This window comes from Domibacillus antri (genome assembly GCF_001936625.1).
Taxonomy (GTDB): Bacteria; Bacillota; Bacilli; order Bacillales; family Domibacillaceae; genus Domibacillus; species Domibacillus antri.
In genome coordinates this window covers 31,868-55,158 of the sequence record NZ_MSDU01000006.1, presented here as the reverse complement: position 1 = coordinate 55,158, position 23,291 = coordinate 31,868, and the positions used below count along the sequence as shown (strand labels likewise).

The window sequence follows — 23,291 nt, the reverse complement described above, 5'->3', positions numbered from 1 at the left end:
ATGCTGTTTCTCGCTTGTCCGCAATCGGGCGCCCTGCTTTAATTATTTTCTTATTAGAGAAACGTAAAGTCAGCCTGTTCATAGCTCGCTTTTTTCTTATAAAAATGGCTGTTACTTTAGGAGGATTCGTTTATACTAGAAAAAAAGGTGAAACTTCCCTGGTGATTGGAAGGTGCTGAACATGATTGACAAACTCATTGCAGAAACGGATTTCTCAAAAGTATTTACCGATATTTTAAAACTGGCAAATGATCTAATTGGTGAGCAGACTTTTTACATCAGTTTCATGGATGAAGAGCGTCTGCAGCTTATGAAAACGCTTGTAAAAAGCGATATTCATATCCAGGATGGCATGATTGTGTTGACGAAAGATACGTATTGTCAGAAGGTGTATAAAAACCGCCTGCCGGTCATTATAGAAGATGCGGCAAAAGATGAACGGACGAAACATCTCGACTCTACGTATGAAATGAATATTGGTTCTTACGCAGGCGTTCCCATTGTATTAAAAGACGGAACTTTCTTCGGTACACTCTGTTCACTTAACAGCTGTATAGACGAATATGATCAGCAAACAGTGAACACCCTTGAAAGACTCGCTTCCCTTTTATCATACTCCATCTATATGGAAAAACTGCTCATTTCAGACCCTTTGACCGGTCTCTACAACCGGATTTACTGGAATCGGGTTTTGACATCTAAATGGATTCAGCAAGGGGTCCATTCTTTTTTAATGATGGACCTCGACAAATTTAAAGAGATTAATGATAAATTTGGTCATGAAGCAGGAGACAGTGTTCTTCAACAGATTGCTTCCATTGTAAAAGAAATAGTCCCGGAGCATTCATATGGCTTTCGCTTCGGTGGGGACGAATTTGGAGTTTTACTCCCAAATATACCGGTTACAAAAGCACATCCATTTGCGGAAATGATTGTGAAAAAAAGTGCTGAATACCAAAATGACATGGTGAATGGTATCCTCTTATCAGCCGGATTAGTGGATACAGCCAGTGTGCAGGCTTTAAAAATGATGCCGGAAGCAGACAGGCTTTTATACAAGTCGAAAAGAAAAGGCGGCTCTCAAATCTCTTTCTTTGAAAAATAAGGGGAGATTGTCCGGACGGTCGATGATGGCGGCTGGATGGCCCAATCCAATGAAATAAGAATGAATCCTCTTTACCTCACTTAAATTAAAAAAGTGTTTCATTGTTCATCCCGAATGGGAAGTAAGAAGTAGTGAAGTGTAAAGAGGTGACAAAGATGAACAAGAAAGCGGAAGAAGTAAAGCCATGGGTCCGCCGCTTTGGACGGATGGGGCATATGGCAAAAGGGATCGTCTATGCGATGGTCGGGATTCTTGCCCTGCTGGCCGCAGCGGGAAAAGGCGGCGGTACGACCGGAACAAGCGGTGCGCTGTCTGCTATAGCGGATGAACCATTCGGCAAGCTGCTTTTATGGATGATCGGCATCGGATTAATCGGCTATATGATTTGGGAGATTATAAAAGCAGTAAAAGATGTTGAACATAACGGAACTGATGCGAAAGGCATGATCAAGCGGATCGCATATCTTGTCAGCGCAGTCATTTATGGCAGTCTGGCGTTAACCGCATTGAAGCTTGCGATGATTGCGGGCGGAAGCAGCGGTGGTACAGAAAAAACGCTTTCGGCCAAGCTATTAGCGCAGCCATTTGGGCAGTGGCTCATCGGTATTGTCGGACTCATCATTCTCGCATATGGAATCATTGAATTGTATCGTGGATTGAAAGAAAGGTTTATGAAATATTTCAAAATACATGAAATGAACGGCAAGGAAGTGCGCCTTGCCCGCAATTCTGGAAAAGCAGGGCTGGCGGCGCGTGGTGTTGTGCTCGCCATGACGGGTTATTTCTTTATCAGAACGGCGGTTACAGCCAATCCAGATGAAGCGAAAGGACTAGGCGGCGCGCTGGCAGAACTGGCCTCCCAGCCATATGGAAAGCTTATGCTGGGTGTAGCTGCGGCTGGTTTAATATTATACGGTGTATATGAGGTCATCCGTGGACGCTATCAAAAAATGGATTTCGGAAAACAGTAAAGTTCAAAGACTGCCGGGTCATTCAAGAGAATTTTAAATCACATTGGCTGAAGTGTTTGAATGAATTTATTAACAATAAAAAGAGCTCCGGAAGCAATGCTTCCGGAACTCTTTTTTATTTAGAAAAGTAGGACACAAGTCCACGATAAACGCCGGTTGTCACAAGGTTTTGATAAGACGAAGTGACAATTGATGATTCTTCATTTAGATTTGTTAAATAACCAAGTTCAAGCAAAACAGCCGGCCGGTTATTTTCACGTAAAACAAAATAGTCTCCATTTCGCGTGCCGCGGTTTTTAGCGGGCAATGTATGGGTAAGGCCAAGATTAATGCTTTCTGCGAGCAGTTTATGACCTGGATGATAGTAATAGGCAGTAAAGCCCGCAGCACTTGTGTCGAGTGACCCATCGTAATGAAGGCTGATAAAAGCATCTGCATGATGATTATAAGCGCGATCGGTCCGGTACGGAAGTGATATGTATTGATCGCTGGATCTTGTCAAAACGACAGAGGCCCCTTCCTCCTGAAGTTTGCCGGCCAATCGTTTGGCAGTCTGCAGTGTTACATGCTTTTCCAGTGTACCGAATGTGCCGGTTGTGCCGCCGTCTTTTCCGCCATGGCCCGGGTCAAGTACAATCACTTTTCCTTTCAGGCTGTTCGAATCTGCTGCCGTCAAACTCGTTTTATTCGAAGTGGAGACAAGCCAACTGGCTACATAGGCCTTGTTCCCGCTTGCCAAGCTGATTTTGTACCAATCCCCTTCTTGTCCGATAATTGGATAACGTTCTCCTTGAGTCCCTTGAACAATAATAGCTGAAATGGTGGATGGGCTTGTCCGTATATTCGTTCCATCATTCGTTATAAAAGCAAAACCGCCGGCGGACGGCGTTCTTTGAGCAGACTGTGTTTCGACAAATTGACTGCTTATCCACGCTGTTTCATTTTGATATCGAATGTTAACCCAGTCATTTTTTTCAGATGAGATGCTGACTTGATCCCCATTATTTACTTGTCCGATAATCGATGCCGTTAAAGAAGGCTTCTCTCTCACATTTACCCGTTCACCTGTAATGATCCCTGTTTGAAGAGTTAAGTCTCTGGCCGGCAGTGTGCTTGAATTTTTGGTAACAATATACCCGGCTACCCATCCTTTTTTCCACCAGAGAGCTGAATTTGATACCAATCGTACTTTTCATTCAACACACGAAATTGTTTGTTTCGTTTCGCGCTGCCGATGACACTGGCATTCATCGATGGCTCACTGCGTATGTTCGCATTGTCCACTCCGATTTGAACGGTGTTTGCTGATGCGAAAGAATATGATTCTCTCAGTAAGTAAAAAACAAGTAAACCGGCGAAAAAAGGGAACAATCTTTTCTTGACCATAATCCACCACCTATTAGAAAATTCAGCTTTATTTTAGCATGATAGTTTGGAATAAACATCCTTAAATTTGAGGATTCACCAAATTGAGGAAATGGTCTGAATGATTGAACAATTCCAGTTCTTTTTAAAAGAATAGTAGGGATTTTTATAGAAAAAAACGAGATTTATGAAAATAGATGAATGTGAATTAGTACCAAAGAAGGTGTTTCATTCCTTTAGAAGAGTGGTACGTATCATAAAGTGTAATTCATATCCGTTATTTCTGCAGGATGCAGTTCATGGAGGCGCGGCGGAAGCACGCCGCATTTTCATCCTTAACGAAGAGAGGGGTAAAAAAATGGCAAACAATGAAAACAGCAAGGATAAGCAGTTAGAGCAGTTTCGTGTAAACAATAAAGGAGAGAAGCTGACGACAAACCAAGGTGTTCGAGTGTCTGAAGGTGAACATTCTCTTAAAGCTGGCGAGCGCGGTCCAACGTTAATGGAAGATTTTCATTTTCGTGAAAAAATGACCCATTTTGATCATGAACGTATTCCGGAGCGTATTGTGCACGCACGGGGATTTGCGGCTTATGGTTATTTTGAATTGTATCAATCGATGAAAGAATATACAAAAGCCGGCTTTTTGCAGGACCCTTCTGTTAAAACGCCTGTATTTGTCCGTTTTTCAACAGTGGCAGGTTCCCGCGGTTCAGGGGATTCAGTGCGTGATGCCCGTGGCTTTGCGACGAAATTTTATACGGAAGAAGGCAACTATGATTTAGTCGGAAATAACATTCCGGTCTTTTTCATTCAGGATGCGATTAAGTTTCCCGATCTCGTTCACTCCTTTAAACCGGAACCGCATAATGAAATGCCTCAGGCGGCAACGGCACATGATACGTTCTGGGATTTCTTTTCAAATAATACAGAAGCAGCTCATATGGTCATGTGGAACATGTCTGACAGGGCCATTCCGCGCAGCTATCGGATGATGGAGGGCTTCGGTGTCCATACATTCCGTTTTATTAACGAACAGGGGAAAGCGCGCTTTGTCAAATTCCACTGGAAACCGGTTCTCGGCGTGAAATCGCTTGTCTGGGATGAAGCACAAAAAATAGCCGGGAAAGATCCCGATTTCCACCGGCGTGACCTTTGGGAAGCGATCGAAATGGGTGACTACCCTGAATACGAGCTGGGCGTTCAAATGATTGATGAAGAGGATGAATTTTCATTTGACTTTGATATTCTAGATCCGACAAAACTGTGGCCGGAAGAAGATGTGCCGGTAAAAATAATCGGGAAAATGACGCTGAACCGAAACGTGGATAACGTGTTTGCAGAAACAGAGCAAGTCGCATTTCATCCGGGGCATGTCGTGCCGGGGATCGATTTCTCAAATGATCCGCTTTTGCAGGGCCGTTTGTTCTCATACACAGATACGCAGCTAATTCGCCTTGGCGGCCCAAACTTTCATGAGCTTCCAATCAATCGGCCGGTTTGTCCATATCACAACAATCAGCGTGACGGATACGGACGGATGACCATTAATACAGGGCCGGTCAGTTACCATAAAAACTCGATCGACAATAATACGCCTGCACCGGCATCGGAAGAAGAAGGCGGCCACGCCCATTATCAGGAAAAAGTAGAGGGACGAAAAGTACAGCGCCGGAGCGACAGTTTTAAGGATCACTACTCGCAGGCGAAAATGTTCTGGAACAGCATGACCGATGTCGAAAAAGAACATATTACAGAAGCGTTCAGCTTTGAAATCGGGAAAGTAAAAAGCAAAGACATCCGCCAGCAGTCTGTTAATGTGATTGGCAGCATTGATGCAGCACTCGCGGCAAAAGTAGCGGATGCCGTCGGCGTGAATCCGCCAAAAGATGTGGAAGAATCGAATGTGACAAAAGAATCGCCGGCTGTAAGTATGGAAAAAAATAAAATAAAGGGTGTTGCCACGCGGAAAATTGCCATTCTTGCAGGAAATGGCTTTCATGGTAAAGATGTCAGCAAGATCACGAAAGAATTTGAAAAAGCGGGTACGCGTCCGGAAATCATCAGCAATAAGCAAGGCGTTTTAAAGGGTGATGACGGAACAGAAATCGAAGTGGACCACACATTCCTGACGGCTGATTCTGTGCTGTTTGACGCAGTGTATGCCGCGGGCGGATTAAATGAAGACCCAAAAGCAAAAAAACAGGCTGTTTCTTTCATGCATGAAGCATTCAGCCATTATAAAACCATTGGTGCGACGCATGATGGTGTGGACTTCATTGCTGACTTACCTGCTGATTCCGGTCTGATTTCTGAAACGAGTCCGTCAAAAGACTTTGCTGACACATTCCTGAATGCACTCGCGGAACATCGTCATTGGAATAGACAATTTTGATAATGAGAAGAGCCGCGATGAGACGTGGCTCTCTTTTTGAATTTGACGCTTGTCTCAAGTATATTCGTTATCCTTTTAACGTACGAACTGTGATATAATGAAATTGGCTGTTATACAACAAGGGAGGGATCAATGATGGGAGTTGTATTTGGAACAGAGATGGCGGCATTGCCGGACGGTGCTAATTTGCGCGACTATAAGAAAGCGGTTACAGAGGCGGATTGGGGGAAGGTTTCTGAACACTTTACATGGTTTAGCACAGGCCGGGTAAACATGGTGCATGAAGCGATTGACCGTCATGTGGAAGAAGGAAAAGCCGAAAAGACCGCACTTTATTTTTCAGATGGCATTCGTGATGAGCAATATACATATGAAGAAATGAAAGAAAATTCGTGCCGATTTGGTAACGGGTTAAAGAAAATTGGCGTTGAAAAAGGGGACCGCGTCTTTATTTTTATGCCGCGTAGCCCGGAGCTGTATTTTGCCATGCTTGGCATTATCCGAATAGGCGCCATTGCCGGACCGTTGTTTGAAGCGTTTATGGAAGAAGCAGTGAAAGACCGGCTGGAAGACAGCGGTGCAAAAGCGATTGTGACGACGCCGGAGTTATTATCGCGTATTCCTTTTGAAGAGCTGCCGGCACTTGAGCGGATTATTGTTGTGGGAGACGGCGGATTAACAGGTGATCATCTCGTTTCATATAATGAATTGTTGAGCCACTCAGCCGATTACGTGATCGAATGGGTCGACCGGGAAGACGGGCTTGTCCTCCACTATACATCCGGGTCAACAGGGAAGCCAAAAGGCGTTTTGCAGGTGCATGATGCAATGATTCACCAATATTTAGCCGGAAAATGGACATATGATTTGCATGAGGATGACGTGTACTGGTGCACAGCAGATCCCGGCTGGGTAACCGGAACGTCAGCGGGCATGTGGTCACCGTGGCTGAACGGAGTGACGAATGTACTGCGGGGCGGACGTTTTAAAGCGGAAGACTGGTTCGAGACGCTGCAAAAATATGGGGTAACAGTCTGGTTTAGTGCGCCGACTGCTTTTCGTTTATTGATGGCCTCGGGGAATGAGCTGCCGAAACAATATGATCTCTCTAAGCTTCGTCACGTCTTGTCAGCTGGTGAACCGCTCAACCCTGAAGTCATCCGCTGGGGAGCGGAGGCGCTTGATTTGCGCATTCATGATAACTGGTGGATGACGGAAACCGGTTCATCGGTTTGTGCGAACTTTCGATGCAATGTAATGCGTCCGGGCTCGATGGGCAAGCCGCTGCCGGGCATTGAAATGGCGATCATTTCGGATCAGGGGGAAGAACTTCCACCAAACCGGATGGGCAACCTTGCCATTAAACCGGTATGGCCGGCGATGATGAGAAAAATCTGGAACAATGATGAGAAATATGAAAGCTACTTTTTAAATGGCTGGTTTGTTACAGGAGATTCTGCGTATAAAGACGAAGACGGTTATTTCTGGTTTGAAGGGCGTGTCGATGATGTTATTAATACGTCGGGTGAACGTGTCGGCCCGTTTGAAGTTGAAAGCAAGCTGGTTGAGCACCCTGCGGTAGCGGAAGCCGGTGTGATAGGCGTACCGGACCCGATTCGCGGTGAAGTCATCAAAGCCTTTATTACACTGCGTCCGGGCTTTGAGGAAAGCGAGGAGCTGCTTGAAGAAATTCGCCAGCACGTTAAAACGAAGCTTGCGGCTCATGCAGCACCAAGATTGTTTGAAGTACGTGAATCGATGCCAAAAACAAGATCAGGCAAAATTATGCGAAGAGTGTTGAAAGCGTGGGAACTTGGTTTGCCGACGGGTGATTTATCAACAATGGAGGAATAATGTGAAAAAGAAGCGGTTCCTTAAAGGGCCGCTTCTTTGCTGTATCCATCGACAACAAGGTCGAGTTTGCCTGTTGTGGGATCAATCACAAGGCCGTGTACCGGAATATCAGGAACCATAAGCGGATGTGTTTTCACCATATTCACGCTATGCGCCACGTTTTCTTCCACACTGCTAAAGCCTTGAAGCCACTGATCGACATCAATGCCGGCATGACGGAGTGTATCGATCACTTCCTGCTGGACACCGCGTTCTTTCATCGCGTCAAACATTGCACCGCTTGAAAGAGAACCCATACCGCAATCGTGATGACCGACAATAAGTATTTCATCCGCCTGAAGCTGATACACCGCAACCAGCAGGCTGCGCATAATCGAACCGAATGGATGATTGACCATTGCGCCGGCATTGCGGACAATTTTCACGTCACCGTTTTTGAAGTTCATCGCTTCTGTTACCAGTTCAACTAAACGTGTATCCATGCACGTCAAAATAACGACACGCTTATCCGGAAATTTACCCGTTGCAAATTTCTCGAACTCTTTATTTTCTACAAATGTTTCGTTAAACGATAAAATGTCTTTCAATAATGTCACGTACCTATCTCCTTTCCACAACTCTTATTTTGAATGATGTGACAATTTTTTGTCAAATCATTTTTAATGCGCTCGTGATGTTTTCTTTTAATTCTTCAAGCGGGACGAACCGCGCCATTCTAAATATTTCTTTCCCATGGATAAAAAAGAGCAACGCCGGGGCCGTAAAAATGGTATATTGTCCGGCGATTTCAGGCGATTCGGCCGTATCCGCATGAAACGCTTCCACGTCTGGAAATTCCCGCAGCAATGTTTCGACATGAGGCAAGAGCGCATGGCAGACGGAACAGCCGGGACTGGATACATATAATAATACTGCTTCGTTTGATAAAAGAACGTCAGAAAATTCCGCGTATGACGTGATGGGCTCCATTTGAATCACTCCTTTTTTTCATTGTATAGCGGGTCTGCTATAATGAAAAGAAATTGGTATTAAAGGAGGCTCCGGCATGGCTGGACGAAAAGAAGACGAATTAAAAGACATTACACTGCTCGGCAATCAAGGCACAAAATATATATTTGATTACGATCCATCTGTCCTAGAGACATTTGACAATAAACATCAAAACCGCGATTATTTCGTGAAATTTAACTGCCCGGAATTTACGTCATTGTGCCCGATGACTGGGCAGCCGGATTTCGCGACCATCTACATCAGCTACATTCCCGATGTAAAAATGGTCGAAAGCAAATCCTTGAAGCTGTACTTGTTCAGCTTCCGCAACCATGGCGATTTTCATGAGGACTGCATGAACATCATCTTAAACGACCTTGTGGAACTCATGGACCCACGCTACATTGAAGTATGGGGTAAATTCACGCCGCGTGGCGGCATTTCAATCGATCCGTACACGAACTACGGGCGTCCAGGCACGAAGTACGAAAAAATGGCTGAGTACCGGATGATGAACCATGACTTGTATCCGGAGAAGATCGATAACCGGTAAAATCATGTAGTTCATAAAACAGGCTAAATTATGACCAAAAAAATCATTGACATAATGTTTAATTACAGTTAAAGTGTAAATAATATTAATAACCGAGAGATTTTTATTTTAACTTCTAATTGTCTAGAGGCTTTAGCATACTGTTAATCATTTCTATTGACTGTATGAAAAAGCAACCTATAAAACATAAGAAGAAAAGAAATAAGATAAATCGGTATATTTCTTACCTAGGAGACTAGGTGGGGAATATACCGATTTTTTTTGTTAGGAGGAATTATGATGAACAAATCAAAAGGGTCTATTGAATCAGAAATCAGTAAAGCATTAACTCAATGGGAGAAAGACTTTCTTGGACGTGGTTCCGTATCAGTTAAGACGGATATTTTGCGTGATATGATTATTGTGACGTTACGTGGTATTTTAACACCCGCTGAATATGCACTTTGCGAAACGAAAGAGGGAGCGTTATCAATCAAAAGGATGCGATCTGATTTGATTGAATCAGGCATAGATGGACTAAAGGAAATTATCTTCAATTTAACTGGGGAAAAAGTGAAAAGTTTTCACACTGATATAAGCACACTTAGCGGCGATCGGGTAATGGTGTTTAAGTTATATAATGATTTTGAGAAAAACATTTAATGAAAATAGATGAAAAAGGGAGATTTTCGAAAAACCATCTGGTTCGTTGAAGATAAACCGGCAACGAGATCTTAGGAGGAAAGAACATGTCAGAAATCATCGTGCAAAATTTGTTATCGCCAGTCGTGTTATTTTTTGTGTTAGGAATTATAGCGGCTTTAGTGAAATCAGATTTGAAATTTCCAAGCGGGCTGAGCGAAGCGTTGAGTATTTATCTTTTAATTGCGATTGGAATAAAAGGCGGGATTGAATTATCTCATTATTCCATTGAATCAGTTATTCAACCAATTATGGGTGCACTATTTCTAGGAATGGCTATTCCGTTAATTACGCTTTATATCACGCGTCTCATGAAAATGGACCTTAAAAACTCGATTGGTTTAGCAGCCACCTATGGTTCTGTCAGTATTGTCACTTATGGAGCTGCCATCTCGTTCATCGGAAAAAACGGAATATCCTACGAAGGATTTATGAATGCTCTTGTCGTTATTATGGAGAGCCCGGCTATTTTAGTTTCTTTATTGTTATTAAAGATTATCGAAAAGAAAAAGAATAAATCATCTCTTTCGATGCGAAGTGTAGGGGTTGTCTCCAGACCTGTAGGCCTCATTGATAAAGAAGTAATTAGAGAAAGCCTGTTTGGGAAAAGTGTCCTGCTGCTGTTAGGCAGTTTGGTCATCGGATTGATTCTTGGGGAACGAGCTGTACCAATGGTAAAACCGCTGTTTATGGACTTATACAACAGCGTATTAATTCTTTTCTTACTGAGTATGGGTCTAACGACAGGTCAACGTTTGCCGGAAGTAAAAAAACATGGCCTGAAATTGCTTCTTTTTGGGGTATTCACTCCTGTTTTATTTGGAAGTATAGGTGTCATAACAGGGCACTTAGCAGGGCTGTCTTTAGGCGGCGTCACATTGATGGGGGTGTTAGCGGGAAGTGCCTCTTATATCGCGGCTCCTGCAGCATTAAAAGCATCTGTACCGGAGGCTAATCCATCTGTTTATTTAGGTTTGGCTTTAGGAGTTACGTTCCCATTCAACCTAATAATCGGAATACCTGTTTATTATGAAATGGCTCAATTGATCCAATAGGAGGGGTTCTTATGCAGAAAACAAACGAGAAAAAGGCTTTAGTTATAACAGGCTTAAATGAAAAATTACATCCATTCTTTCCGGTCATAACGAATAAAAAAGCGGAACAGTTAATTATTACCATGAGCTTTGGAACGATCATTTCACAGCCATACGGTTGTATGATCAGGAATATTATTATGACGGTGTACGCCGAGAATATAGAAGAAATTTATTTTATCGGAGAGATGGACAGCAAAGAACAGATGATTAGCGGAGATGAGATACTTTCTAAAATGAAAGAAGCCGGTATTTCAAAAGAAACGATCGAAACCATTGAGTATATTGGTGCAGTTGGAAGCAGTCTATCAAGTTGGCTGGCAGGAGAACGGGATGTGAAAAAAATTATAACTGAAAATATCGAATTGTTAAAAAGCCACCCGTTAATTCCAAAAACGTTGTCTATTTATGGTTTTACTGCAAATGCAGAAACGGGTGAATTTGAGGCTGTTGAATGAATGGCGGACTTCCGCTTGATGAATCATGATTTGTATCAAGCTGCGTATCAAATTTCTATGACGTCATTAATTTCGGCGAAGGCAGTTTGAAACATTAAAGCAAAGAAAAGACCATGTTTTCGAAATATGGTCTTTTTTGCTTTAGTAAATGTTTAGTTTATAAACCATTTACATAATCAGCTTTGATCAGATTATATTTATGAAATTAGCTTAATTCGAAGCATCCTTGCACAAGAAATGATACACTGTATAAAAGAAAATCGATTTCTGGAGGAATACAACATGACTGAAAAAAAGAAAATGACATTGCAGGAAGCAATGATGAAAAAGCTGGAGGAGAAAAAAGCGCAGGCATCAGGCGGCAAAGGAAACGGAAGCTTTGATACGTCAACGAAAAAATTGAAAAGCCAGCAGACGAAAAAAGTAAGCAATTCACGCCGTAAAATGGGCGTGTAATTACCACGCCGAAAAATTAATTAGGGGATACAAAAGATAGTATGGTATACTCAATATACCATTTACACTATCCATGTTGATGTTGCCCTCTGTTTATTTATAAACAGGGGGCTTTCCGTTGGTACATATAAAAAAAACAGACTCTGCAAAGAGAATCTGTTGTGTATAAAAAGTAAAATTACGCTTTTTCTACGTTTGTAGCTTGTGGTCCACGTTGGCCAGCTTCAACGTCAAATGTTACGGCTTGACCTTCGTCCAATGATTTGTAGCCATCGCCTTGAATAGCTGAGAAATGAACGAATACGTCATCTCCAGATTCACGCTCGATAAAACCAAAACCTTTTTCTGCATTAAACCACTTAACTTTACCTTGTTCCATTTGCGTTTCCTCCTCGTGTGCTGTGCACACATTGTGTTACTATCCTTGCTCAATACTTCCAGATGCAAAGTTCATCACTTAACAACCTTTTCCGAACAAAAATAATTCTTCTTCATCCTAACAGGAAGCCGTAAATAAAGCAAGCTGCTTTTATCATGCAAGGAAAAAAAGAACAGTATCACGATGAAAAAACGGAATTGTTTAAGAATAAACAAATAGCCCTGTGTGTCCGTAAAAGGGGGATTATATGAAAATAATCAGCCAGCCGATGTCATTTTGGCGGCGACAATTGCGGTATTAATGACATAGCCGATTGAAGTGCTGTTTGTCCTCGGCTTCGGGATTCTCAATGATTCATTCTTTGTAAGAGGACTTATGTTGCCGTTGTAGATTTTGAAAAGAAAACGTGAAATTTTTTTTGGGGGGGGGGAGATCTTAAATAAAGGGAAAATCGCGCCGTGAATGTACACGGCGCGATTTGTTATGATTATACATTAAAATATCGGGCATCTGGATGGGCGAAGACAATAGCTGAAACGGATGCTTCTGGTTCCATCATAAAGCCTTCTGTCAGGCGGACACCGATTTCTTCCGGCTTCAAAAGACCGAATAATTTTTCCTGATCTTCGAGATTCGGACAAGCGGGATAGCCGAATGAAAAACGCTGTCCCTGATACTTTGCCGCAAAACGATCACGCATTGTGAAATCGACCGGATCCGGGAAGCCCCACTGGTCGCGCATTTCCTGGTGAATCCGTTCCGCAAATCCTTCCGCAAGCTCAAGCGCTGTTGACTGCAGGGCATGGCTGTCGAGGAATTTTCCTTCTTCCCGAAGCTTCATGGCTGCATCACGCACACCGAACCCTGCTGTCACAACGAAAAATCCGACATAATCCATCTCGCCGCTTTCGACTGATTTTAAATAATCAGCGAGGCATAGGAACGGTTCTTTCGTTTGACGCGGGAAGGTAAACCGCTCAATTTCCGTTTTTGCATCAGCCGGATCATAAATGATAACGTCATCACCTTGAGACTGCGCAGGGAAGAACTGATAGACAGCCGCTGTTTTCAACCCGCCGTCATTTAAGAAGCCGTTGACCGTTTCGTGAAGCTGTACCGCTTTTTCATTGTTTTCCTCCAGCAGTTTCTTTACATTGCCTTTCATGCCGAGATGATGGCCGATCAGTGTCTGCATATTCACATACGGCTTCAAATGGGCAATTGAATAATCCGGTAAAACACGGCGGCGTGTATCGCGCGGCACGAGAACCGGTACGTCTTGGCGGACGGTCTTCACAGGTTTCGGTGCAACAGCAACCGCCTGTTCTTTCCTCTCATCCCGGTATGCTTCAATTTCTTTTCGTTTTTCTTTTTTATCTTCAAGCTCTTGAAGAAGAACCAATTTTTGATCCGCATTTTGAAGGCGGTTCGCAATATCAAGACCATCCATCGCATCTTTTGCATATAAAACGGGACCTTCATATTCAGGTGAAATTTTCGTCTCGGTAAACCGGCGTGACAAGGCAGCACCGCCGACGAGAATCGGAATATCGATGTCTGCGGACTTAAAATCCTGCGCTGTCAGCACCATTTGCTGGGCCGATTTTACGAGCAGACCGGATAAGCCGACCATGTCCGGTTTTTCTTTCCGGATGACGTCAATCAATGCCTGCGGCGTCACTTTAATGCCGACATCAATCACTTTAAAACCGTTGTTGCTTAAAATGATATCTACAAGATTTTTCCCGATATCATGCACGTCCCCTTTAACGGTGGCAAGAACGATTTTTCCTTTACCGGTATCGTCTTCTTTTTTCTCCATGAACTGTTCAAGATAGGCAACCGATGCTTTCATGACCTCGGCACTTTGCAATACTTCCGCCACAATGAGCTGGTTGTCGTTGAAAAGTCGTCCAACTTCCGCCATCCCCTCCATAAGCGGGCCGTTAATAATGTCAAGCGGATCGTCATACATACTGCGGGCTGCTTCCAAGTCCGGAAGAAGGCCTTCTTTTGTTCCTTCGACAACGTAGTAGCTTAAACGTTCCGGCACGGTTTTTGGGATATCCTCTTCTTTTTTCTCTTTTTTCTTGTCACGGTAAAAGTCAGTGAAGACAGCAAGTGTTTCATCTGTCGTTGTGAACAGCAAATCATCCGCCAGCTTAATTTCTTCTTTCGGAATGGACGCATAACGTTCCAATTTTTCCGTGTTGACGATCGCGTAATCAAGTCCTGCCTGTGTGCAATGATATAGGTACACAGCATTTAACACTTCACGTCCGACAGGAGGGAGACCGAATGAGACGTTACTTACACCGAGTACGGTCAAGCATTTCGGCAATCTCTCTTTAATAAGACGGATACCTTCAATCGTTTCAACAGCAGATCCGATGTATTGTTCATCACCGGTGCCGACAGGGAAGACAAGCGGGTCAAAAATAATGTCTTCCGGGGCAAGTCCCCATTTTTCGACTAAAAGGTCATGAGAACGGATCGCGATTTCCAGCTTTCGTTCACGTGTTACCGCCATGCCTTGTTCATCAATCGTACCGACGACGACTGCAGCCCCGTACTGCTTAACGAGCGGCATGACCGCATCAAAGCGTTCTTCACCATCCTCCAAGTTAATAGAATTGATGATGGCCTTTCCTTGTGAAAATTTCAGCGCTTCTTCAATGACTTTTTCATCGGTCGAGTCAATGACGAGCGGTACTTTTACTTTTTTCACGACTTCTTTCATAAATTCTTTCATGTCGTCAAGTTCTTCACGGTCCGGATTTGCAAGACAAATATCAATGACGTGTGCGCCGCCTTTGACCTGAGCGCGGGCAATTTCCGCCGCTTCTTCAAATTTGCCTTCCACAATCAGCCGCTTAAATTTGCGTGATCCGATTACGTTTGTACGCTCACCGATGAAAAGAGGGCGCATGGAATCATCATACAAAAGCGGTTCAATACCGGAAACAGCATGGCCGTGCGGCTGTTCAGGCGATGTGCGCGGTGATTTATCTTTGATGGCTTCCCGCATGACGCGAATGTGCTCCGGCGTCGTACCGCAGCAGCCGCCGACAATATTCAGCCAGCCTTTATCCGCGAAGGCTCCCAGCTTTTGTGCCAGCGATTCGGGTGACTCATGATAGTTTCCTTCTTCATCCGGCAGGCCGGCGTTCGGATAACAGCTCACATAGCTTGTTGCGAGATCAGAAAGGGAACGGATATGATCCGTCATAAATTCAGGACCGGTTGCACAGTTTAATCCGACCGAAAGCGGCTTAATGTGTTCAATGGAAATGTAAAATGCTTCAATGTTTTGTCCTGCGAGCGTTGTTCCCATTGGCTCAATCGTTCCGGAAATCATCACTGGAAGTTCTTTGCCCGCGGCGTCAAATGCCCGCCGAATACCAAGCGTTCCGGCTTTGACATTGAGCATGTCCTGACTGGTTTCCATTAAAATTAAGTCAGAACCGCCTTCGATCAGCGCTTTCGCCTGTAATTCAAAGTTATCGACGAGTTCATCAAATGTGATGCCGCCGGTAACAGATAATGTTTTCGTTGTCGGACCGATTGCGCCGGCCACAAATCGCGGCCATTCCGGTGTTGAAAATTCATCGGCGGCTTTTCGCGCAATTTGGACAGCACGTAAATTGATTTCATATGCTTTATGGCCGAGGTCGTATTCATCGAGCACGACCGGTGTACCGCCGAACGTATTTGTGGCGATAATGTCCGCGCCTGCTTCTAAATACTCACGGTGAATCCGTTCAATCACATCCGGGCGTGTTATAACTAAATTTTCATTACAGCCATCGTAATCTTCGCCGCCGAAATCGTCCGGTGTTAAATTCGCGTTTTGGAGCATTGTTCCCATTGCTCCATCGATCAGAAGTATTCGCTTTTGCAGTTCTTTCTCAATTTGATGAGTAGTCATGAAGGGCCCCACTTTCTTTCTTTGCATCCAATTCATTTATATAGTGAATTAATTCAGTCGACATATCATGGCGTAAAAACGGTGTAATAATATACAGTCCGTTAAATAATTCCGCCGCAGTATCAAGCAGTTCTTTCGCAATTTGAACGCCTTCTTTCGCGGAAGCTTCTTTATCATCCCCGCAAGCGCGCATACGTTCAAGTGTTTCATCTGATAATTTAATGCCTGGCACTTCATTATGCAAAAATTCGGCATTGCGCATCGTTGTCAGCGGCATAATGCCGATAAAAACAGGCGTCGGTAAATGTTTCGTCGCTTCGTGTACCTCGATAATTTTTTCTTTCGTAAAAACGGGCTGCGTAATAAAGTAATCAGCGCCGCATTCGATTTTTTTCTCCATTCGCTTGACAGCGCGGTCTAATACACGCACATTCGGGTTGAACGCGGCAGCAACGGAGAAGTTTGCTTTCTTTTTCAGCGGTTTACCCGAGAAAGAAATACCTTCATTTAATTGTTTAATAAGCTGAATCAATTCAAGGCTTGAAACGTCGTATACACTGGTCGCACCGGGAAAATCACCGACTTTTGTCGGATCGCCCGTAATGGCAAGCACATCGTGAAGGCCCAGTGCATCAAGCCCCATTAAGTGTGACTGCAGGCCGATTAAATTGCGGTCGCGGCACGTAATATGAACGAGCGATCGGACGTCGTGCTGCATTTTAAGCGTTGCCCCCATCGCCATATTGCTGACGCGGGGAGAGGCGAGCGAGTTGTCTGCCATGGTGACGGCATCAACGCCTGCATCATACAATTTTTTCGCGCCTTCAATAAATTTTTCTGTCAGCAATGTTTTTGGTGTATCCAATTCAACGATCACTGTGCGTTCTGTTTTTGCTTTTTCACAGATGGATATGTCTGTCACAGGCGCTGCATCCTGAATAACAATCGGTTTTTTTGTTTTCACCTTCTTTTCAGTTAAAGGAGGGAGGCCGGCAAGCCGTTTTTTCGCCGCTTCAATATGTTTCGGTGTTGTACCGCAGCAGCCGCCGATTAATCGGACGCCTTCATTGCGTAAAAGCACAGCCGCGCGTCCAAAATAATCCGCTTCTGATTCATAGACAATCCGGCCGTCTTCCACATCAAGCAGACTTGCATTTGGATAAGCGGATAAAAATGCTTTTTCCGGCAGCGTGACGTCCTCGAATGCTTGAATTGTATGGAACGGACCGAGACGGCAGTTTACACCGACAATATCCGCGCCCATTCCTTCAAGGCGGTGCAAGGCTTCATTTAATGAAAGACCGTTTTGCAGAACGCCGGGCTCGTGCATGGACACCTGGGCAATTATTGGCACATCGCTCATTTCACGCAAAAGCTGGACAGAGGCGGACAGCTCTTCAAAATCATAATATGTTTCCAGTAAAAGGCCATCCGGATTTCCAGAGAGAAGACTTTCCGCCTGTTCGCGGACAGAGGCAATAATTTCGTCATTTGTTGCACTGCTTTTTCGGATGCCGCGAATGCCTCCGATTGTACCGAGCACAAATTGTCCCCCCGGTGCCGCCGCTTTTTTCGCGATCTCAACCGCCGCCGCATTCAATTCGCGCGTCCGGTTTTCAATTCCATAACGGGAAAGTTTGATCGAATTGGCGCCGTATGTATTCGTTTGAATAATATCGGCACCTGCTTTAATGTAATCTTTATGAATTTTTTCAATAATTTCTGGTTTTTCTGTATTTAATTCTTCATAGCAAAAATCAATGCCATATGAATATAAAAGCGTGCCCATCGCTCCGTCAGCGGTGAGCACGTCTGTTTTCAGCCTGTCAAGTAATGTCATAGCGCAGCGTCCTCTCTATTGGTAATAAAAAAAGCCTTCCCGAATGCAAGAAGGCTTTTTCAACATGTATGTGTTGTCCGTTCCTTCTCATCTTCCAGACTTAACGTCTGCTGGATTTAGCACCTGACCGTCCGGCTGGTTGCTGAAGCGTCTGCGGGCCAGTACCCTCGGCTTCTCTTGATAAGAATTAGGCTATTAAATTGCATGAATAATTAAAAATATCATATCGTTTCAAGACGGTTCAGTCAAGAACAATTTTCACGATGGAGGCGGATCAATCGACGTTTTTCGGCTAATCGGCCACGCTTCGGCGAGCCAAAATGATGGGGGAATTTTAAAATAAAACACTGTTTCATGCAAAAGCTGTAAAAACATGTTGTTTGAGACCGATGAATCATAGATTATAGCGGAACGAAAGTCATTAATTTAGGGAATCATGTCGATATCGTCAAAATCACCTTTCCTGCATATAAAAAGGCTGCAAACGGAATGTTCACAGCCTTCTTTATTAAGAGGTCACTTTTTGCAATTTTTTCAGCACATGAAGCGAGCGTCCCGTTCCAATTGCGACGGATTCAAGCGGATTCGGTGCGAGGTGGACCGGTACGATGATTTCTTCAGCCAGCCAATCTTGTATGCCGTTTAAAAGGGAGCCGCCGCCGCTTATAACGACGCCGCGGTCAACGATATCCCCGCTCAATTCAGGAGGCGAAGATTCCAGTGTGACACGGATCGTTTCCAGTATCGCAAGCAGTGATTCACGTATTGCTTTTTGAATTTCATACGAGCTGACTTCAACTGTTTTAGGCAGACCGGTCACGAGGTCGCGTCCGCGCACGTCCATTTTCATTTCTGCGTGGTCGATCGGTGCATAGCCAATTTCCATTTTGACATTTTCAGCTGTCCGTTCACCGATTAATAAATTGTATTCTTTGCGAATATACTGCACAATGTCTTCGTCCAATTTATCACCGGCAAGACGGATCGAGTTGCATGAAACAACACCGCCGTATGAAATAATCGCTACTTCTGTCGTGCCGCCGCCGATATCAACGATCAAGTTCGCAATCGGTTCCTCGACCGGCAAATCAGCTCCGATGGCTGCGGCAACAGGTTCTTCAATTAAATGAACGGTTTTCGCACCGCTTGATTTAATTGCGTCTTGAATGGCTCGGCGTTCCACACCGGTCGCACCGGACGGCGTACATACAACGACAGTCGGCTTCCGAATCGTGAATCCCGCGGCTTTTCCGGCTTTTTTCATCAATTCTTTTAACATTTCGGCTGTAACATCAAAGTCGGCGATGACTCCATCTTTCATCGGACGTACCGCAGCGATGCGTCCAGGTGTTTTTCCGATCATTTCCTTTGCATCCGTGCCGACGGCCAGTACTTTTTTCGTATTCATATCCAGGGCCACAACAGAAGGTTCGTTTAAAATAATGCCTTTATCTTTACTGTAAACGAGCAAATTTGCTGTCCCCAGATCGATTCCAAGCTCTGCTTGTCCTAACATAATATCCATTCCTCCAAACGGCGTTTTTTTGCCTTCGTTCAGTATAAGTAAGAAAAAGAACGGGTGTACATGGGACAAAAAGATGAATGTTGTTTTATTACAGCTGTGACAAGACAAAAAGCCGTTCTTTCAATGAAAAGAACGGCCGCTGTTACGAAAATTTAAATTTTGTCATGAACAAAGAAGGTCTAATGTCATATTTTTTTGAAGAATAATGCTAGTTCTTTACTATGATCTTTTCTCGTTTTTCGGTATGCTGCACGGGCTGGCGCCGTGTCAAAAAGCCATTTTTCTTCTTCGGATTCCGGTATAACATCGGCTACTTCAACGGGCCTTCCGTTTTCATCGAGCGCTACAAAGGTAAGGAACGAGATCGCAGCGACTTCTTCATCACCGGTCACGAGATTCTCGGATGTTACGCGGACAAACACTTCCATGCTGGAGTGTCCTGTATGAGTGACCATTGCTTTAAGCGTGACCGTATCCCCAACTTTGATCGGACGCAAAAAATCAACAGAATCCGTTGATGCCGTAACGGTGGGGTTACGGGCGAAGCGCGTCGCTGAGATGGAAGCAACGTCATCGATATGAGCCATCAATTTTCCGCCAAAAAGAGTACCATAATAATTGGTATCCGGCGGGAAGACCTGAGCCGATTTCACAGCAATTGTATCCTGCATTCGTTTTGTTTCTTTCATTTCATCACCTTTTCCTTCCACATATTAGTATACTAAATGAAATCGCTACCATAAAGATTTGCATAAATAAATTAAGAAAATGGTTGTATTTTCATTCTTTATGGTGTATAAATATAAAGTATAACAAAGGTGACGACACGTCGGGGTGACTTTCATGATGACGAAGGAACAAATGAAGGAGCTTGATTTGAAGGGAAAAGATTTCCTGAAGCTTCTCGACTTCAGCATTGAAGAAGTGCAGGCACTCATCTTGCTTGCTGACGATATGAAAAAACATAAAGTAAAATATATGGATGCCTTAAAGGGACAGATCCTTGGCATGATTTTTGAAAAAAATTCAACAAGAACGCGCGTCTCATTTGAAACGGCCATTCTTCAATTAGGCGGACACGGCATGTTTTTAAGCTCAGAGAACCTGCAGATTGGGCGCGGGGAAACGATTGAAGATACGGGAAAAGTGCTGTCGGGCTACCTGGACGGCATTATGATCCGCACACATGGCCATGACCGCATTGAAACGCTGGCGGATGCGGCATCCATTCCGGTTATTAACGGACTGACAGACTTATATCATCCGTGCCAGGCGCTTGCTGATTTGCTGACTGTTTACGAGCACAAAGGCGGCTTTAAAGGAAATAAAATGGTTTATATCGGCGATGGCAATAATGTGGCACACTCCCTTATGATCGGTTCGGTTATGATGGGAATGGACTTTACGTTATCGGCTCCGAAAGGCTATGAAGCGGATGCGGAAGTCATTAAAAAATCGCAGGAGATTGCGGCACAGACCGGCGCTGTACTTGCGTTTACGGAAGATCCTCTTGAAGCGGTAAAAGGTGCTGATTTCATTTATACGGACGTCTGGACGAGCATGGGCCAGGAAGAGGAGTCCGCACTGCGCTTGAAAGCGTTTGAACCGTATCAGGTTAATGAAACATTGTTTGCAGCAGCAAACGAGGAGTGCAAGTTTATGCATTGTCTGCCTGCGCACCGCGGGGAAGAAGTATCTGCCGGCGTGATGGACGGGGAAGCGTCTGTCGTGTTTCAGCAGGCTGAAAACCGGATGCATGCGCAAAAAGCGGTTTTATACAGTTTGATGAAAAAATAAAGAAAACTTGTTCAGCCGTTATAGGAGAACAGCTGGACGCTATACATTACTTAACTTCAGCCGTTATTGGAGAATGGCTGATCCCTTTAAAAACATTCAAGCATTCAGACGTCATAGGAGGACGCTGAGTGCTTTTTTATTGGATTTTTTTATTAATTGAGAAATTAGGATTTTTAATACCGTAATATCTTTTACGATTTAAATACACGTATTTTCCCCTTTGGTATCCATTACACATTTGATAAGTAGCAGAGTAAAATTATTGTATAGTGATGAAATAAGGTATTATGATTACATAACCGATTAATGGACATTTTAATAGTTAGAATATAATAGGGGAAATGGGAGATAAACGTAATGACCGAAACAAAAAAATTTCCACTTATATCAGGTAATTTTTCTCTGGATTTAGTGAACACGGAACTAGTAAGACGTGGTCAGCGTCATGATTTATTGCTCTCGGAAGGGGATGTGCTAGACTGGCTTCATGTAATGAATGAGGAAAACTCCTTTTTGAATGAGCAGCTATTATTAAAGGTTAAAGAGAGAAGCAGACAGGTATTACTAAGTGTTCTCCAAATGCGTGCTGTTTTAAGAGAACAATTTGAAGCAATAGCAGATGGACAGCCAATTCCAGATGAATTTATCGCTTTTTTAGAAAAAAGAATCGAAAAATCACCGTTCACTTATAAATTAATGAATCAAAAACTGATTTCTATACCTATTGGAGAAGCAGAAGATATCTTACTATCATTTATTGCTTATGACTCATTAACTTTAATTGGAGAAAATAAGCTGACCTCCCTCAAACGATGCTCGAATCAGGATTGCGTGCTTTTATTTATCGATGAGAGTGGAAGGCGTAAGTGGTGTTCAATGAAGATATGCGGAAATAGAAAAAAGGTAGCTCGATTTCAACACCGGAAGTCTGATGATGAATGAAGAACCAACCTATTTCAAAGAGTTGGTTCTTTTATTATGCATTTTCAAAATAACCTCTAAAATATAATTTGACAGGTTAGTATGTTTTTTGTAAAGTTAAATGTAAATAAAAGGAGGGGGAATAATGGACCGCATAACAACAGCAAGGCCAGAAGAAACTCATTTATTTCATGTACGTTATTTATCTAAAATGAAGGGAAAAGGGAGAAGTCCATTACAGGTAAATGTAATGGACGCAATAACTGGACTAATCGGTGGATTTTTAACTATCTCCACTTTAATTCTATTAACTAACATGACATCAGCAGAATGGTTAATGGCTCCATTTGGTGTTTGGAACTCGCCATTATCACAGCCGCGGAATATTATTGGTGGTCATTTTGTTTCCACATTAAACTAGAGAAAAAACTCGCCAAAGAACAGCGTATCCTCTCCCGGCGGAAAGAGCAGGCGCTGAAACAGAAAAAGCCGCTCCATGAGGCAAAAAACTATCAGAAGCAAAAGATAAGAGTCGCCCGCCTTCACGAAAAAAACACCAATGCCAGAACGGACTACCTGCATAAAATCAGTACCGACATTATCAAAAACCACGATGTCATCGGAATCGAGGACTTGCAGGTATCCAATATGATGAAAAACCATAAGCTGGCGAAAGCCATCAGTGACGTGTCCTGGTATCAGTTCAGAACGATGCTGGCGTACAAAGCAAAATGGTACGGCAAGCAGGTGGCAGCTGTATCGAAAACATTCGCTTCTTCCCAGCTATGTTCGTGCTGCGGATACCAGCACAAAGACATGAAGAACCTAATGGGACTGTCCGTCATGCGGCATCCATCACGACCAGGATCTGAACGCAAGCATCAATCTTAAAAATGAAGGAATAAGACTTCTAACCGCAGGGACGGCGGGGCTAGCTTACTAAATAACTGGCGGTTACGCTGGTGATCGCAGGAATCCC

General features: G+C 43.7%; 20 protein-coding genes, 2 pseudogenes and 1 riboswitch. Of the genes and pseudogenes, 13 read left to right on the top strand and 9 right to left on the bottom strand.

What is annotated here, in order from left to right; translation table 11 throughout:
* The first annotated feature begins 181 nt into the window (after positions 1 to 181).
* Together BTO30_RS03450 and BTO30_RS03445 are read left to right on the top strand one after the other, a co-directional pair.
* Positions 182 to 1,105 (top strand): sensor domain-containing diguanylate cyclase, encoded by a 924-nt coding sequence (locus tag BTO30_RS03450; RefSeq protein WP_075397322.1) that lies wholly within the window; start codon positions 182 to 184, stop codon positions 1,103 to 1,105.
* Positions 1,106 to 1,260: 155 nt separating this feature from the next.
* A complete protein-coding gene (locus BTO30_RS03445) occupies positions 1,261 to 2,076 on the top strand; it encodes a DUF1206 domain-containing protein (RefSeq protein WP_075397321.1) in 816 nt (271 codons plus the stop codon).
* A gap of 115 nt (positions 2,077 to 2,191) precedes the next feature.
* Here the strand turns inward: BTO30_RS03445 and BTO30_RS03440 are convergent, their stop codons facing one another.
* Both BTO30_RS03440 and BTO30_RS03435 read right to left on the bottom strand, forming a co-directional pair.
* On the bottom strand, positions 2,192 to 3,259 hold the full coding sequence (locus BTO30_RS03440; RefSeq protein ID WP_083632273.1) for an N-acetylmuramoyl-L-alanine amidase family protein: 1,068 nt from the start codon (positions 3,257 to 3,259) through the stop codon (positions 2,192 to 2,194).
* Complete coding sequence (locus BTO30_RS03435; protein WP_075397319.1) at positions 3,217 to 3,462, bottom strand: SH3 domain-containing protein; 246 nt, start codon at positions 3,460 to 3,462, stop codon at positions 3,217 to 3,219. The genes BTO30_RS03440 and BTO30_RS03435 overlap by 43 nt, the downstream gene beginning before the upstream one ends.
* Before the next feature lie 337 nt (positions 3,463 to 3,799).
* On the opposite strand from BTO30_RS03435, the gene BTO30_RS03430 reads away from it, so the two are divergent.
* Positions 3,800 to 5,836, top strand: coding sequence for a catalase (locus tag BTO30_RS03430; protein WP_075397369.1), 2,037 nt, complete (start codon positions 3,800 to 3,802; stop codon positions 5,834 to 5,836).
* Between the two features lie 135 nt (positions 5,837 to 5,971).
* Positions 5,972 to 7,690: an acetate--CoA ligase gene (gene acsA, locus BTO30_RS03425; RefSeq protein WP_143331900.1), complete on the top strand. Its 1,719-nt coding sequence runs from the start codon at positions 5,972 to 5,974 to the stop codon at positions 7,688 to 7,690.
* Positions 7,691 to 7,710: 20 nt separating this feature from the next.
* On the opposite strand, the gene BTO30_RS03420 is transcribed toward acsA, so the two are convergent.
* Both BTO30_RS03420 and BTO30_RS03415 read right to left on the bottom strand, forming a co-directional pair.
* Entirely contained in the window at positions 7,711 to 8,286 is a 576-nt protein-coding gene (locus BTO30_RS03420) for a beta-class carbonic anhydrase (protein WP_075397317.1), read from the bottom strand.
* Between the two features lie 52 nt (positions 8,287 to 8,338).
* Complete coding sequence (locus BTO30_RS03415) at positions 8,339 to 8,659, bottom strand: thioredoxin family protein (protein ID WP_075397316.1); 321 nt, start codon at positions 8,657 to 8,659, stop codon at positions 8,339 to 8,341.
* Positions 8,660 to 8,735: 76 nt separating this feature from the next.
* On the opposite strand from BTO30_RS03415, the gene queF reads away from it, so the two are divergent.
* The 5 genes from queF (at position 8,736) to BTO30_RS17350 (ending at position 11,922) form a co-directional block, all read left to right on the top strand.
* A complete protein-coding gene (gene queF / locus BTO30_RS03410) occupies positions 8,736 to 9,233 on the top strand; it encodes a preQ(1) synthase (protein WP_075397315.1) in 498 nt (165 codons plus the stop codon).
* A gap of 279 nt (positions 9,234 to 9,512) precedes the next feature.
* Positions 9,513 to 9,875 (top strand): Na-translocating system protein MpsC family protein, encoded by a 363-nt coding sequence (locus BTO30_RS03405; protein WP_075397314.1) that lies wholly within the window; start codon positions 9,513 to 9,515, stop codon positions 9,873 to 9,875.
* A gap of 86 nt (positions 9,876 to 9,961) precedes the next feature.
* Positions 9,962 to 10,969 carry a sodium-dependent bicarbonate transport family permease gene (locus BTO30_RS03400; protein WP_075397313.1) on the top strand — a complete coding sequence of 336 codons (1,008 nt, stop codon included), beginning with the start codon at positions 9,962 to 9,964 and terminating at the stop codon, positions 10,967 to 10,969.
* An 11-nt stretch (positions 10,970 to 10,980) separates the two neighbouring features.
* Positions 10,981 to 11,466 carry a carbonic anhydrase gene (locus BTO30_RS03395; RefSeq protein WP_075397312.1) on the top strand — a complete coding sequence of 162 codons (486 nt, stop codon included), beginning with the start codon at positions 10,981 to 10,983 and terminating at the stop codon, positions 11,464 to 11,466.
* 282 nt (positions 11,467 to 11,748) lie between these two features.
* Complete coding sequence (locus BTO30_RS17350; protein ID WP_169829347.1) at positions 11,749 to 11,922, top strand: hypothetical protein; 174 nt, start codon at positions 11,749 to 11,751, stop codon at positions 11,920 to 11,922.
* 178 nt (positions 11,923 to 12,100) lie between these two features.
* Here the strand turns inward: BTO30_RS17350 and BTO30_RS03390 are convergent, their stop codons facing one another.
* From BTO30_RS03390 to BTO30_RS03370, 5 genes are all read right to left on the bottom strand, one after another.
* Positions 12,101 to 12,301 carry a cold-shock protein gene (locus tag BTO30_RS03390; RefSeq protein WP_046181114.1) on the bottom strand — a complete coding sequence of 67 codons (201 nt, stop codon included), beginning with the start codon at positions 12,299 to 12,301 and terminating at the stop codon, positions 12,101 to 12,103.
* Between the two features lie 487 nt (positions 12,302 to 12,788).
* Positions 12,789 to 16,229, bottom strand: coding sequence for a methionine synthase (metH, locus tag BTO30_RS03385; RefSeq protein WP_075397311.1), 3,441 nt, complete (start codon positions 16,227 to 16,229; stop codon positions 12,789 to 12,791).
* Positions 16,210 to 18,069 carry a bifunctional homocysteine S-methyltransferase/methylenetetrahydrofolate reductase gene (locus BTO30_RS03380; protein WP_075397310.1) on the bottom strand — a complete coding sequence of 620 codons (1,860 nt, stop codon included), beginning with the start codon at positions 18,067 to 18,069 and terminating at the stop codon, positions 16,210 to 16,212. Before BTO30_RS03380 ends, metH begins: the two co-directional genes overlap by 20 nt.
* An 84-nt stretch (positions 18,070 to 18,153) precedes the next feature.
* A riboswitch (SAM riboswitch) is annotated at positions 18,154 to 18,256 on the bottom strand.
* Between the two features lie 321 nt (positions 18,257 to 18,577).
* A complete protein-coding gene (mreBH, locus tag BTO30_RS03375) occupies positions 18,578 to 19,585 on the bottom strand; it encodes a rod-share determining protein MreBH (protein ID WP_075397309.1) in 1,008 nt (335 codons plus the stop codon).
* Between the two features lie 194 nt (positions 19,586 to 19,779).
* Positions 19,780 to 20,283, bottom strand: coding sequence for an acyl-CoA thioesterase (locus tag BTO30_RS03370; protein WP_075397308.1), 504 nt, complete (start codon positions 20,281 to 20,283; stop codon positions 19,780 to 19,782).
* Between the two features lie 154 nt (positions 20,284 to 20,437).
* Between BTO30_RS03370 and argF the strand changes: the two genes are divergently transcribed.
* The 4 genes and pseudogenes from argF to BTO30_RS03350 form a co-directional block, all read left to right on the top strand.
* Positions 20,438 to 21,391 carry an ornithine carbamoyltransferase gene (gene argF, locus BTO30_RS03365; protein WP_075397307.1) on the top strand — a complete coding sequence of 318 codons (954 nt, stop codon included), beginning with the start codon at positions 20,438 to 20,440 and terminating at the stop codon, positions 21,389 to 21,391.
* A 357-nt stretch (positions 21,392 to 21,748) separates the two neighbouring features.
* Positions 21,749 to 22,333, top strand: coding sequence for a CGNR zinc finger domain-containing protein (locus BTO30_RS03360; protein WP_075397306.1), 585 nt, complete (start codon positions 21,749 to 21,751; stop codon positions 22,331 to 22,333).
* 124 nt (positions 22,334 to 22,457) lie between these two features.
* Positions 22,458 to 22,724 (top strand): annotated as a pseudogene (locus BTO30_RS03355) (HPP family protein); the annotation flags it as partial.
* Positions 22,718 to 23,255, top strand: a pseudogene (locus tag BTO30_RS03350) (RNA-guided endonuclease TnpB family protein); the annotation flags it as partial. The pseudogenes BTO30_RS03355 and BTO30_RS03350, both read left to right, overlap by 7 nt.
* Positions 23,256 to 23,291: the final 36 nt, after the last annotated feature.

Excerpts from the sequence above, each read along its gene's own strand:
- BTO30_RS03450 (WP_075397322.1), top strand. The coding sequence starts at position 182 with ATGATTGACAAACTCATTGCAGAAACGGATTTCTCAAAAGTATTTACC.
- BTO30_RS03445 (WP_075397321.1), top strand. The coding sequence starts at position 1,261 with ATGAACAAGAAAGCGGAAGAAGTAAAGCCATGGGTCCGCCGCTTTGGA.
- BTO30_RS03435 (WP_075397319.1), bottom strand. The coding sequence starts at position 3,462 with ATGGTCAAGAAAAGATTGTTCCCTTTTTTCGCCGGTTTACTTGTTTTT.
- BTO30_RS03430 (WP_075397369.1), top strand. The coding sequence starts at position 3,800 with ATGGCAAACAATGAAAACAGCAAGGATAAGCAGTTAGAGCAGTTTCGT.
- acsA (WP_143331900.1), top strand. The coding sequence starts at position 5,972 with ATGGGAGTTGTATTTGGAACAGAGATGGCGGCATTGCCGGACGGTGCT.
- BTO30_RS03415 (WP_075397316.1), bottom strand. The coding sequence starts at position 8,659 with ATGGAGCCCATCACGTCATACGCGGAATTTTCTGACGTTCTTTTATCA.
- queF (WP_075397315.1), top strand. The coding sequence starts at position 8,736 with ATGGCTGGACGAAAAGAAGACGAATTAAAAGACATTACACTGCTCGGC.
- BTO30_RS03405 (WP_075397314.1), top strand. The coding sequence starts at position 9,513 with ATGAACAAATCAAAAGGGTCTATTGAATCAGAAATCAGTAAAGCATTA.
- BTO30_RS03400 (WP_075397313.1), top strand. The coding sequence starts at position 9,962 with ATGTCAGAAATCATCGTGCAAAATTTGTTATCGCCAGTCGTGTTATTT.
- BTO30_RS03395 (WP_075397312.1), top strand. The coding sequence starts at position 10,981 with ATGCAGAAAACAAACGAGAAAAAGGCTTTAGTTATAACAGGCTTAAAT.
- BTO30_RS17350 (WP_169829347.1), top strand. The coding sequence starts at position 11,749 with ATGACTGAAAAAAAGAAAATGACATTGCAGGAAGCAATGATGAAAAAG.
- BTO30_RS03390 (WP_046181114.1), bottom strand. The coding sequence starts at position 12,301 with ATGGAACAAGGTAAAGTTAAGTGGTTTAATGCAGAAAAAGGTTTTGGT.
- metH (WP_075397311.1), bottom strand. The coding sequence starts at position 16,229 with ATGACTACTCATCAAATTGAGAAAGAACTGCAAAAGCGAATACTTCTG.
- BTO30_RS03380 (WP_075397310.1), bottom strand. The coding sequence starts at position 18,069 with ATGACATTACTTGACAGGCTGAAAACAGACGTGCTCACCGCTGACGGA.
- mreBH (WP_075397309.1), bottom strand. The coding sequence starts at position 19,585 with ATGTTAGGACAAGCAGAGCTTGGAATCGATCTGGGGACAGCAAATTTG.
- BTO30_RS03370 (WP_075397308.1), bottom strand. The coding sequence starts at position 20,283 with ATGAAAGAAACAAAACGAATGCAGGATACAATTGCTGTGAAATCGGCT.
- argF (WP_075397307.1), top strand. The coding sequence starts at position 20,438 with ATGATGACGAAGGAACAAATGAAGGAGCTTGATTTGAAGGGAAAAGAT.
- BTO30_RS03360 (WP_075397306.1), top strand. The coding sequence starts at position 21,749 with ATGACCGAAACAAAAAAATTTCCACTTATATCAGGTAATTTTTCTCTG.